Source organism: Spirochaeta dissipatitropha (assembly GCF_054657935.1).
Window position 1 is genome coordinate 72,935 of record NZ_BAAHXT010000011.1, and the last position, 11,727, is coordinate 84,661.

12 protein-coding genes are annotated in these 11,727 nt (G+C 46.3%); 2 read left to right on the forward strand and 10 right to left on the reverse strand.

Features of this window, described 5'->3' with window-relative positions; translation table 11 throughout:
* Positions 1-41: 41 nt before the first annotated feature.
* The 8 genes from ACYQ2L_RS13160 to ACYQ2L_RS13195 form a co-directional block, all read right to left on the reverse strand.
* Positions 42-989 carry a flagellar filament outer layer protein FlaA gene (locus ACYQ2L_RS13160; RefSeq protein ID WP_460056523.1) on the reverse strand — a complete coding sequence of 316 codons (948 nt, stop codon included), beginning with the start codon at positions 987-989 and terminating at the stop codon, positions 42-44.
* Positions 990-1,110: 121 nt separating this feature from the next.
* Positions 1,111-1,602, reverse strand: coding sequence for a GerMN domain-containing protein (locus ACYQ2L_RS13165; protein WP_460056526.1), 492 nt, complete (start codon positions 1,600-1,602; stop codon positions 1,111-1,113).
* Between the two features lie 10 nt (positions 1,603-1,612).
* On the reverse strand, positions 1,613-2,629 hold the full coding sequence (locus tag ACYQ2L_RS13170) for an N-acetylmuramoyl-L-alanine amidase family protein (protein ID WP_460056528.1): 1,017 nt from the start codon (positions 2,627-2,629) through the stop codon (positions 1,613-1,615).
* Positions 2,622-4,286 carry an ATP-grasp domain-containing protein gene (locus ACYQ2L_RS13175; protein ID WP_460056530.1) on the reverse strand — a complete coding sequence of 555 codons (1,665 nt, stop codon included), beginning with the start codon at positions 4,284-4,286 and terminating at the stop codon, positions 2,622-2,624. The genes ACYQ2L_RS13170 and ACYQ2L_RS13175 overlap by 8 nt, the downstream gene beginning before the upstream one ends.
* Positions 4,283-6,004: a methyltransferase domain-containing protein gene (locus tag ACYQ2L_RS13180; protein WP_460056532.1), complete on the reverse strand. Its 1,722-nt coding sequence runs from the start codon at positions 6,002-6,004 to the stop codon at positions 4,283-4,285. Before ACYQ2L_RS13180 ends, ACYQ2L_RS13175 begins: the two co-directional genes overlap by 4 nt.
* Positions 6,001-6,687 (reverse strand): cytidylyltransferase domain-containing protein, encoded by a 687-nt coding sequence (locus ACYQ2L_RS13185; RefSeq protein WP_460056534.1) that lies wholly within the window; start codon positions 6,685-6,687, stop codon positions 6,001-6,003. Before ACYQ2L_RS13185 ends, ACYQ2L_RS13180 begins: the two co-directional genes overlap by 4 nt.
* Entirely contained in the window at positions 6,684-7,637 is a 954-nt protein-coding gene (locus ACYQ2L_RS13190; RefSeq protein WP_460056537.1) for a glycosyltransferase family protein, read from the reverse strand. The genes ACYQ2L_RS13185 and ACYQ2L_RS13190 overlap by 4 nt, the downstream gene beginning before the upstream one ends.
* Complete coding sequence (locus tag ACYQ2L_RS13195) at positions 7,612-9,180, reverse strand: spiro-SPASM protein (RefSeq protein WP_460056539.1); 1,569 nt, start codon at positions 9,178-9,180, stop codon at positions 7,612-7,614. The genes ACYQ2L_RS13190 and ACYQ2L_RS13195 overlap by 26 nt, the downstream gene beginning before the upstream one ends.
* A 48-nt stretch (positions 9,181-9,228) precedes the next feature.
* On the opposite strand from ACYQ2L_RS13195, the gene xseA reads away from it, so the two are divergent.
* Together xseA and xseB are read left to right on the forward strand one after the other, a co-directional pair.
* Positions 9,229-10,443, forward strand: coding sequence for an exodeoxyribonuclease VII large subunit (gene xseA, locus ACYQ2L_RS13200; protein WP_460056541.1), 1,215 nt, complete (start codon positions 9,229-9,231; stop codon positions 10,441-10,443).
* A complete protein-coding gene (xseB, locus tag ACYQ2L_RS13205) occupies positions 10,440-10,673 on the forward strand; it encodes an exodeoxyribonuclease VII small subunit (RefSeq protein ID WP_460056544.1) in 234 nt (77 codons plus the stop codon). The genes xseA and xseB overlap by 4 nt, the downstream gene beginning before the upstream one ends.
* A 19-nt stretch (positions 10,674-10,692) precedes the next feature.
* On the opposite strand, the gene ACYQ2L_RS13210 is transcribed toward xseB, so the two are convergent.
* Complete coding sequence (locus tag ACYQ2L_RS13210; RefSeq protein WP_460056547.1) at positions 10,693-11,148, reverse strand: DUF192 domain-containing protein; 456 nt, start codon at positions 11,146-11,148, stop codon at positions 10,693-10,695.
* Positions 11,148-11,693 (reverse strand): hypothetical protein, encoded by a 546-nt coding sequence (locus ACYQ2L_RS13215; RefSeq protein ID WP_460056549.1) that lies wholly within the window; start codon positions 11,691-11,693, stop codon positions 11,148-11,150. The genes ACYQ2L_RS13210 and ACYQ2L_RS13215 overlap by 1 nt, the downstream gene beginning before the upstream one ends.
* Positions 11,694-11,727 lie beyond the last annotated feature (34 nt).

The following is an 11,727-nucleotide window of genomic DNA, read 5'->3' on the forward strand; positions in this document are numbered from 1 at the left end:
ATATTCCGGATGCCTGTATTCCCTGCAGAACGAAGCCGATATTAGATATCGTCGTCTTCCTGGAAAAGTCTCTGGTCTTCAATAAAGCGAAGAACCTGAATCTCACCAAGTCTGTTAAGCTCTGCCCGGCGACGTTCCTGCTCTCTCTGATCGAGAATGTTCCAGATCATTTCATCATCGAAATCACGCTGCAGGTCGAGTACTGCTCTGTCGAAGGTCACGGTTACATCTTTGATGTAGGTAATGAAATCACCACCGATTGTATTACCATCTCTGTATACCCGGAATCCCACCAGCTTCTGGTAAGGAGTCAGATTAGGATACAGAGGGAGACGACGGAGGTCACGGTTTCTGACATCGGTCAGGTAGTTCGGATTTCTCCATTCAAGGGTTTTCCATCCATCAAAGTTCAGGTATCCCATGAAATAGTCACGTGTACGACCGGAATGATCTTCCAGAACGACGCTGAAGCCGTGAGGATAATTCAAGCCGTGAACATTAACTTCAATGGTTCTGAGTACACCGACATTGGTGACAACACCGCGGTTCTCAAACTGAAATCCGCCTTCAGCGCCAGGAAGATAAGCCGGAATATCGAAAGGAGGCTTGATCTCTGCATAGGCATTGTAGCGGCCTGTGGGGAACTGAATGCGAACACCCATAACAGTTTCATTTGCATAACGTGTAGCTCCAGCGTTGACTGGTGCTTCGCGCACAAATGAGTTTGCAAGTGTTGATGGATTCCGAGCCGAGCTGTTCAGCAGTACTTCCCAGTTTTCAATGGCAAGTGAGGTCTTCATCAACTCCCTTTCATCCTCGGTGAAGGACGCACCAGCTACATCGCTGTAGTCCAGGATTGTTCCTTCATGATTTCCGGTTTGATCGGTCGGAAGTAATTCCGCAAAATCTATCAGAACCTGTCTGTCAGCGAATACATTCGTGCTTACCAGCACGAGCATTACAGTAATGAGAGTGAAAAAACGTTTCATCCCGTACTCCTTTTTTTGTTACCCATAATATCTCCAGGTCTAGTATTTTAAATTATACGCACCCCAAAGTGTTTGTCAATGAAAAAAGAAATTAAGCTCCCTTTTTCATGATTTCATTATACTAATCAATCCATACAGGAAATTCAAATGGAATTTGACCATCAAGCGTAATAATTATATCACGTACATACGGTGCATTAAACCGAATGCTTCTCAGCAGGGCATCTTCAGCCTCTGAATAGCCGAGGTTACTCCCCCGTCCACTTATAACAGCTTCCGCCGTAAGATCCATATATAGTGTGCCTCTCCGGAGAGACAGCGAGTTGAGCCTGGTTCCACGGTTGAAGACCCGGCCCTGTTCTACAGAAAGCGGACCAAGGATGATTTCATTAACGATTTTTTCCAGTTGGGTTTCCCGGGAATCTGTCCGGGCGATAGAACGCGGCTCACCACTGATATCTGTCCGTACAGCACCAGGAAAAAACAGTATATATTCTCTCTGAGTGTTCCCCTGTACGAACCACATGACAGTACTGAATAAAAACAAAGATACCAGCAACACAAGGCCAGGACTGAGAATATTACTTAGATGCCGTGATGAATTTTCCTGCATTAATACCCTTCTAGTTTTCAAAGCTTTCAATGAAATTACGAATCCCAGTATAGATGCCTTCGCTTAGTTCCTGCAAGTGGCCGGGGTCCCTCAGAAGCATGAATTCATTTGCATTAGTAAGAAAACCAACTTCCACAAGCACAGAAGGCATGCGGGCACCGCGAACGACAGCAAACGTTTCCTGCTTCAGACCTCGATTTGGAACCTGATTTCCAAGCTGATATTCCATGCCTTCAAGAATGTGCTGTCCAAGAAAAATACTCTGAATCGTATATTCCTCTTCGAGCATGGAATTGAGAATCGGTATGATTTCTTCGGTGCCGTCAAAATCATTCTGGGTGATAAGAGTGCGCCTGAATTCAGGCGGAAGATACCAGACCTCAAAGCCTTGAGCTCGAGTGTTGATGCTTGCATTTGCATGAATCGAAACAAAAATTATCGCTTCATTCTGACTTGAATGGAGACTGTTTGCCATTTCGTAACGATCGATAAGCTCAATGTATCTGTCATCCTCACGCGACATGACAATGTTTATGTCAGGGTATCTTCTGACCAGCAAATCCCTTAATCGGAGAGAGACATCAAGTACTACATCTTTTTCCTGAAGAACCAGAGGCTTTCCATCTATGACATGTCTGCCAATAGCCCCGGGATCCTTTCCACCATGTCCCGGGTCGATAAAGATAGTTGCGATTCTTCTTTCATTCAGTATGTTAGCTTCCGGAAACATGTCTGTAATAAGCTTTACTGTAGTTTCAGGAACATACAGGGCACCGCTGCCAGTCCAGTAGATTGCCTCCATAGGTATTGATTCCTGGAAGTTGTATAATCCAAAAGGAACACCCGGGAAAAATGTGAAATAGTTGTTATTTCTGACAAGTGTTCCACGAGAGCTTACAGGATCCCACTGCAGTTGTACCTGAAGCTGATCCAGTATTTCTTCCAGTGCAGTGTCAGCAAAGACTGTAAAGGTCTGAATCAAAATGAAAGTAATCAGAAAAAGAATCTTCAGTCTGCAGCTATTCATTCAGACTCCTTTTCAGCTTGATCTGACGGATAATGTACTCGAGACCCTGAATTCCGGCCCGGCTTACTGCACGGAGTGTGATCAACTCGGAAATGTCCGGATATGTGCACGATTCCTCATTACTGAAAGTAATCAAATCCCGAGCCAGTGCTGTTTCCAGGTGATCCTGTATACTTCTTCCGATCCAGTCACGTTCTATGCTTTCCCACCATTCAGCAGTCCGAAAGATGCGGGGCTGGGTATCAGCATGAAGAATCAGATCTTCCGGGCTATGCTGATACAGCTCGGTCCATTGATTCAGTTGATACAGCAAAGGACCTCTCGGTTTGGCGGTAAGCAGAAATTCCAGTGAATCCGGATTATTATCTTCCATCCGTATGTGGATGTTGTTGAAAATATCCTGGGTACGGCGATTCAGTTCATCGAAATCTGATGAGTTGCTGCTCCTGAGGATTATATTTCCGCATTTTCCGATGTTGTTGGTCAGGAGATCGATTTTTGAGCCAGCATCCGCAGCCTGCCAGATTGCCGCAATCTCCGGGTAATCAGGCTCGCAATCAAGACCTTCCACTGAAGAGACTACTCCCGGAAAACTGATGATCGCCCTCTCATGAACTGAATTGGATTCGGGATGTGTTCGCAACTGTTGCAGGAGAATGGCGGGAACAGCGACACCTACCGAATCGCAGAGCACTGCTGCGATTGATGAGGTCCCGCTGTGCAGGGGAAAGGTCCAGCCGGACATGAATCCTCCTGAAAGACGTGCCGCGACCTCTCCGATCACTGCTCGTCCGTTTTCCCAGAAAACATCCCCTTTCAGTGCTCCGCTGCGGATTCCAAGGGCAGCGCCTGCTGCCTGCATGGCCTGTCTCAAGGCTTCCTGCCTCACGGAATCAATTTGTGCTGGAAAGCTGTGACCGAGTTCTACCCGGTATGGATCGAAATATATGTGCCGTTCGGCGATGCCTGTAAAGATGAGTTCACCCGCGACCCAGACTGCGTCAATGCTGTACTCCGGTCCAGTTATGAATCGTTCAGCTATAGCTATCCCGATATGGCTGTCCTTCAATGCGGATTCCAGTGAGCGTGTGAACTCGGAATGATTCCTGGCGATACTGACACCCCGTGCTCCCATGTTATCAACGGGTTTGAGAACACATGGAAAAGTATCCCACATGCTGACTTTGTCCGGGTTTTCCAGGAGATCTTCGGCAGTTAATACAGTAAAACAGGGAGTTGGCATTCCAGCCTGAACAAAGGCTTCCCGCATTAAATGTTTATAACGTGCTTTCTCCGCAGACTCAGGTTGTATACCGGGTAGATCAAGATCCCGGGCTATGCACGCAACGCTTGTGGAAAAATCGGTTCCTACCGTGCAGACGCCATGAATTGGTCTTGACTCCTGTATAACATTGGCTGCAGCAGCTATTGAATCAGGATCTTTAAGGTCTATATGCAGGAATGCGTCTGCCAACGCTATCCCTGGAGCATCCGGGTTGCCGTCGACGGCTGTGACAGTCATTCCAGCAGATCTGGCTAGTTGCAGTGCAGGTATCTGCATGATTCCCGCCCCCAGTAACAACAGGTGTTTACCTTTCAGACAATTGCGAAGTTCAGCGAGGCATTGCTTCTCGAGAGCAGGTACGGTCATCATCATAGCAGAGGGTCTCCTGTTTTCCTGACATATGCTTCGAAGGTATCTCCATAACCGAACAGCTTGCTGATATATCCAGCGATAAATCGTCCCGGGATGGATTTTCCAAGCAAAGGAAATCTTTCAGGGTGGTGACCGGTTATTCTGGTCTTTTCGAGACTGAAACCGTAGGCTGCGAGCAGTTTTGAGAGCTGCTCGGGCTGAAAAACGCTGAGATGGTCCTGCGGTCCGTTTTCAAGAAATGCTGTCATATCTTTTCGTGCTGAAATTCCACTACCGTTCGGGGTAGAGAATGCAAATATCCCCTCTTTTTCAAGCATCCTGTTGATTTTTCTGAGTAATTTATCGAGATCGCCAATATGTTCAATTACATACCACATGGAAATTGCTCTGAAATGCTTGATCCCGAAGATGGTAGAAAAATCACTGTTAAGTATGTCTCCACATTCAGCAGGCAGTTTCAGATTATCCCTCACCCAGTTGACTGCATCCCGGGAAATATCGTTTCCGTATACCTCCCAACCATTTTCATGAGCAGCCTGTAGAAATGGTCCTAGAGCGCAACCCATATCAAGAAGGCTTCCTGGCTCACGGGTAAGTTTCTGGATCTGGCGAATACGGGTATATCCAGTCGTCTTGATCTTATCGAAATCTTCTTCATAACTTTTTCCATACTGTTTTCGGTAATCTGCATCAAAATAGTCACCGTTATATGTGATATCCAGAGCCTTGTAGCGCTGTTTGAAGATCAGCCTGGTTTTTTCACAGCGAAAAAAGGTTTCGTCTTCGAGACGGAGTAATGCTTTGTTGCATCGCGAAAGCCCTGTCGGTGAACCTGGATTCTGGAGAGGGCTCAGTTGTGCAAGAAAATCAGGTAGTGAAAGTCTCCTGCTATTTTCTGGTTTCAGGAGGCCAGGCATTTCTTTTGGTGCCCGGGTAAACAGCCTTGATAACCTGGTATTGGTACAGGTACGAACACCCAGAGTATAGAATCCAGCGGCATCTGCAAGTCTCTTGTGATACCTGCTGGGGTGAAGGCCGGCTACAGCACAGCCAGCAGCTGATGCCTCATACATTGTCAATCCGAATTGACAGATTACAAGGTCGTAATCAGCGAATATCTCTTTCGCATTCTGTATATTGCGAAGTATCTGAACATCCTGCGGGAAGTCCTGTTTATGGAAAGCTCGTCCTATTAATACACTTATTCTCTGTGGTTCTATGCCGCAATTACTACATAACTGTCTGACAAGCCGCGAACTGAGACCCAGGGCATCTTCTCCACCGAAACTGACGAGAATTTTGTTGAATTCTTCAGGTGCCCGATCCCTGATCCGTACTGGTCGGGAAAGAAAGCCGGGTTCCTGCATGTTTGCACTGTGTCTGCTTCTTATGTTTGGAAGCATATCTATGATGTAGTCGCAGTAGGCTCTTCCACTGCCCTGTACATCAATTCCGACAGTAAGACCGAGCCTGCATAGTTCACTGATCTCCCGTCTGCTGACACTTCTTTTATCAATAATAACAAGATCGTAGTAATCTGCTAATTCTTTGAGCCTGAAATGAGAAGGTATGAGAGCATAGGCATGTTCCTGTTGTATCGGGAGGTAGATGCCGCTTTTATCATCACCAAGATTTCCAAGCAGTTCCAGACAGCGCTTGATGTGACCGGTTCCGTGACCTTGACGTGTTTCGGGGATACATAGAATCCTTCGCTTCATGACACCTTCAATTCTGAAAATGGATGGGATTTGCACCACTGTATCACTTCGGGCAGGGAAATGGGAATCCCGTAATAGAGGTCTTCAAAGAGTTTGTTTATATAAGCATAGTCTTCAGCAGTGTCAACCGTCACCCTGGCCTTGCTTCGGTATTCCGCATCAGCTGGATCCAGACGTATATGAAATAATTCCGGGTTCTGGTAGATGTACGGGCTGACATGTTCACGCTGATAATCTGTGGTAGCATCAGCCGCTGCCCGTTCAAGGGCATGACGTGAAATAACTTCGACGGCAGACCCATATGGAGGTTGCAGTAGTCCTGCGTAATCTGCTTTCGTCTCGAGTGCAAGCTGTAGTGACTTGCTGGCAATTTCATGTGATACCAATGGGTTGTCACCCGTAGCCCTAATAATATAATCAAGAGGATAAACTTCCAGGGCATCCCGAAATCGTTTCAGTACATTATCCGGGTGTCCTGCAAAGATCTTGTAGCCGCATTTCTCTGCGAGTTCCGAAAAGGCTGCTTCACTTTCTGTATCTGTGAGCAGAACGTAATGATCTACAGGTACCAGGCGGAGATTTTCCATTGCATGCTGAAGCAGAGGTTTGCCTCCCAACGGAAGCATGGTTTTTCCTGGCAATCTGCTTGAGCCTATTCGAGTCTGAATGAAGATGCCGGTCATTGTTCCTCCCAGAGTTCAAGTAGCCGTCTGGCGTCCTGTGTATAGTGGAATTTATGATCTTCTACCCATTTTTTAGCTTTACGGAATTCACGTATGGATTCATAGGGATGAAATGGAGATTTCAATAGAAGTTTGATCAGGACAGTGGCTGGAAGTTTTCCGAAATCAGCTGCATACAATACGGCTACATTTCTCAGAAAAAAGCGTACATAATCTATATTCGGTGTTGAATCTTCCGAGATCTGTCGATTTGATTGCTGCATGCGGAATGAGGCACAGCAGATATTGCTCTGACCCCAAAGGAATACACGCATTCCAAAATCCATTTTCTGCCAGTATTGAGACTTCATGCTGCTGTCATAACCACCGCTTTTCAGAAAAAGATCGGTATTATAAATACCGGTATAGTCATAAGGAAAAAGTGTTTTCTGTCCATCTTTTGATGGTATAGCAGGAATGAGACGGATGCTCTTTTTAAAGAATGCCGGCATCGAGATGGTGGGGATTACTTCTGCTCTGTCATTGCGAAATAAAGGAGCCGCACACACCCAGTTGCCTTTCATTATAAAATGGAGTACCCGTTCACTCATTGATAGTATATTTGCGGTGTTCCATAGGACAAGAACGTGCTCGGTTACAGCCTCTCGTATTCCCATATTGATCATGCCACCAGGATTCATTTCATTATGCAGAAGCATGAATTTGACTTTGGGAAATCTTCTTACAAGCTGTTCAACATCATAACTTGAACTTTTCTGCTCGAGCATGATAATTTCCCGAACATTCATATTCTCAAGTTCTTCCAGTAGTTCTGAACGGTTAAACCGCCCTCCTCTGTGTAGAACCAGAATTGACAGGCCGGGTATGAGTGTAGACTGACGCTTGGATTTCCCACCACCGACTACGGTGAATTCGGCAGAGGAATCAGAATGTGTAAGTATAGTATTCATCGCAGTTACTACAAATTTCGGGGTAAGCATTGGCTATGTGTTCCTTGAACAGGCTGGACATTGTGTCCCATATTTCTGCCGGGTCTTGTTTTATTATATTCCCGTGCAGGTCTGGATTGAATAAGTCTACATGACAGCGGCTGACGGAGCCGTCGGGTAAAACCGTCAGTTCCCGGCGGAGCCTCCAGCAGGGCAACCTTTCGATCGGAGTGTTATCACTTACTGCATGCTCCTTAAGTCTGCCTGCGTAGGGATTGTATTTCTGGATAATAATATTTCGATTCTTTTCTTTCCAGTATTTATAGAATTCCAGCAAGGCTCCTTCATTTATATTCATGCGTACGGCCTGTATATGAACCTGTCCGGGAAAAAGTTCATGCAGCAGTTCTATGCAACTCAGTACCCGGGTGAGATTCCCGTTCGGACGCACGGCAGCATAGGTGTCCGGTACCAGGGAATCCAGAAATACTATCCATACCGGCATGTTTGCCGGGCCTGATTCACGGTAGTTTGCTGCGAGTTCACGCAAGAGCTGCTCATCCCAGTGCAGTCCGTCGGTTTCTATGACAAGTTTCAGGTTGGGCTGTGTACTGCAGAGTTTTATGAGCGTATAAATGCCGTCATATTCAGCTGGTTCGCCAAGATGTGATAATGTGAGAGTAATGTCGCCTGCCCAGTCTGCGAGCGTGCTTATGGCCTTGAAAACAGTTTCTGGTTTCTGAAATGGCATATCTGTATAGCACGGCTGATCTTGAGGTGCCGGGTAGTATATTCCCGGAGTGCTTGATTTCCCATGCAGAATCCAGTTCACAGATGCCGGTAGTGTGCGGAAAAGGGCTGTGCTGCTTTCAAGTGCCCGGATGAGTTCACCGGCAGAAAAGTCGGCATTGCCCTGTTCAGTATCCGTAACAGTTGCAAGCTCTGCGGCTATTCGGCTGCAGAGCAGAAGATTCCGCTTTGTATCAGCCTTAAGCTCCAGGCGTTGAAGTCTGAAGTCGACTGGTGAGATTCTTGTTTCAATATCAAAAGCATTCAGATCCTTTTCAATTATCTGAAACAGTGAAGTGAATTGCTGGTCTGGTGAAGCGAGAGCGCTGATGATCTGGAGGGCTTCAACGGATATAATCTCAGGTGTGCTGAACTGAGGGTAGCCATCGCAAAAGCTGTAATGTGCGAAGTAGCGCCGATGCTGCTCGAGCAGGTTTATGCATTCTTCCATAATATATAAAGGAGAATCGGCTCTCAGAAATATAATACTGCTGTGGCGATCAATGTTATGAGATTTATCCACCATTGCCTGGATTACATCCGCCTGCGACCAGGAGTCGTTTCCAAGCAGGGAAAGGGAATTGTAGTCCTGTGCAATAAAAGAATCATCATGCAGCACAACAATATCTGCTGAAAACTTATCTTGTAGTTTATATGCAGTTTTAATACTGCTCTGGACTGCAGAAATCTTTGTTCCATCTATCAACAACTGCTGCTCATAAGCATATTCGCTGAGATTGGATGCATATATACATATAATTATTTGCTGTTCCATCTTCTTTCCTATCGACCAAAACATGGGAAATCGTTACCGTAAGATCCTATGATAGACGATGCTGCACAAGCCTACAAGGTCTCTGAAATAACAGAAATAATTTCCAATATGCTTGAATCCAGTCTGAGACAAATCAGTGTGGAGGGAGAGCTGTCAAATTTCAGGCCCGCAGCCAGCGGGCACTGGTACTTTTCCCTGAAAGATGAGGACGCAGTAATATCCGCAGCGATGTTCAGGGGGAGGAATTCCCGGATTGATTTTAAACCTGCTGACGGTATGATGGTGCGGGTACAGGGATCGATTTCTGTTTATGCCAAACGTGGGTCCTACCAGATAATTTGTGACAGCATGCAGCAGGCTGGAATCGGTGATATTCTGCGGGTTCTTGAGGAGCGCAAGCGGAGGCTTGCAGCTGAAGGTCTTTTTGATTCTGACCGGAAACGACCGCTTCCGAAACTGCCAGGGAAAATAGCGATTCTTACGTCTCCAACCGGAGCTGCTGTCCGGGATATTCTACAGGTGCTGAAGCGTCGCAACTCAGGTCTTCATGCCGTGATCGTACCCTGTATAGTACAGGGAGACAGTGCTGCAGCTAGTATTCTATCTGGAATGGAATCAATTTTGAGACATGATCTGGGAGATGTAATTATCGTTGGTCGCGGAGGAGGCAGTCTTGAAGATCTGCTTCCCTTTTCAGATGAGAAAGTAGTGCGAGCAATCGCAGCCTCCCCTGTTCCGGTTATATCAGCAGTAGGTCATGAAATTGACTGGGCCTTATCTGATTTTGCAGCGGATCTCAGAGCCCCTACACCGAGTGCAGCCGCGGAGCTTGTAACCGGTAACCGTGAGGAATTGTATCGAAGGGTTATGGATTGTGGCCATGGGGTTTCTGCGGCTTTCATGCAGCGTATACATTCAGCCCGTGCACTGATTTCCAGGTTTGAGCCGGAAAGCCTTCAGGAACGCTACGCTGCATTCCAGCAGCCCTTTCTGCAACGCCTCGATGATGCCAAGGAAGATCTGCTGCAGAGTCTGGATGATATCTGCAAAGGTTACAGACAACGAATAGATCTTGCCCAGGTCAGCCTTGAGGCGCTTTCTCCATTTACGGTTTTGTCCCGGGGATATGCAATTGTACGCAAGGGCGATGGGTCTGTGTGTTCACGAGTATCCGAGCTGGGGGAAACAGATCGAAATATTTCAGTAGAGCTGCATGATGGATATATCGATGCAGATGTTACAAAAAAACGGAGTAAAATATGAAGAACTTTGAAGAAAAACTGGAACGACTGGAAAAGATAAATGAAGAACTCAGGAACGGGAAAATCAGTCTGGATGCTGCGACGTCCTTATTTGAAGAAGGGATAAAACTGGCGCGGACACTCGAGAAAGAACTGCGATCAATTGAACGCCGGGTTGAAATACTGGTCAAGGATCCAGGTACGGAGGATGAGAAACCGGTACTGGAACTATTCCCCGAACTGGAACAATAGGCAGGCGGAGCAAGCGGGATTACTTACCAATCAGTTCGGCCAGTTCAGGTCCCCACTCAAGTACCATTCCGACGCTGATGTTATTGTCCTCAAATATGCCCTGATTTACTTCAAGTGCATAACGCACGGGATATAGCGAGCGGATAATTCTCTCCGACTGAGGCTGCATATTGTGCAGGGAACGGATTCTTCTGTTACTGTCAATAAATGCGATACTGAGAGGAATATAGGTGTTTTTCATCCAGAATCCGTAGTAATCATCCCTGTCAAAGACAAACAGCATGCCTTGATCTGCAGGTAAGTCCTGGCGGTACATCAAACCCTGCTGCCTTTGTTCCTCACTGATTGCTGTTTCTACCATGAGTTCAAGATCACCTATATACAATGAGTAGAGCTCTGAACTCTCAGTGCTGCATGCTGTAATAAGTAAAAACAGTATAAATACAGATATAAATCTGTGCTTAAGATAAATCATCAGAATAAATCCAGAAAAAGATCACGTGAGAGCTGGGCACGGGACTCTTCGGCTTTGCCGGCTTCCTGCAGCGCTTCAAAAACCTGCATATCCAGATACTGCACGGTTAACGGACGCTCAAGGCTTAGTCGGACATTATTTGATTGCCACCGGATTCTTTGAGGAGAGAAACTGGCAGGTTCACCGTAGAGCTCGGTGAATCTGCTGAGCAGGGTGAAATGATCCATTTTTGAAGGATTGACAAATAATGTAATTGAGAAGAGCACGGAGTCCTGGAACTGAAAAATACCTCGCTGCAGATAGTCAATGCCTGCCGCTTCAAGAATAATGCGGTCACGACCAGGTGAGAAACTTACATCTGCTTGTCCTCTATAATTAAATACTCCTGCGCGTTGAAGCTGAGCATCTACGTCTTCGTAGATCATGCCTATACGGATTCCGGCAAATCCTTCTATCTGTTCCTGTGCGATTCCAGGGAACGCTGAGAGGATTAATATAATAATGACTGCTGCCGGGTTACGGCCGTTTTTTTTATTTCCAATCATATACATATAAAGTTATCGGCAGTGTGGCCTTTGG